At 44.0% G+C, this 232-nt stretch carries 1 tRNA gene; it reads right to left on the reverse strand.

Annotated elements, in window-relative coordinates:
• Window positions 1–156: 156 nt before the first annotated feature.
• Window positions 157–232: transfer RNA gene (locus FN960_RS22585), tRNA-Ala, on the reverse strand.

Genomic DNA, 232 nt, shown 5'->3' on the forward strand with positions numbered 1-232 from the left:
ACTACGACTTTCTATTACTATGAGATATCGTGTATCTCTTCGTACGCTTGGCTTCTGTTCAGTTTTCAAAGAACTTCATAACGTGTCGCTTTTTGGCAACTTTTATATGTTAACAATTCAGAGATAGAATGTCAACAACTTTTCCAAAAAATAATTTGGTGGAGCCTAGCGGGATCGAACCGCTGACCTCCTGCGTGCAAGGCAGGCGCTCTCCCAGCTGAGCTAAGGCCCC

The organism is Alkalicoccobacillus porphyridii (assembly GCF_007293315.1).
Lineage (GTDB): Bacteria > Bacillota > Bacilli > Bacillales > Bacillaceae_D > Alkalicoccobacillus > Alkalicoccobacillus porphyridii.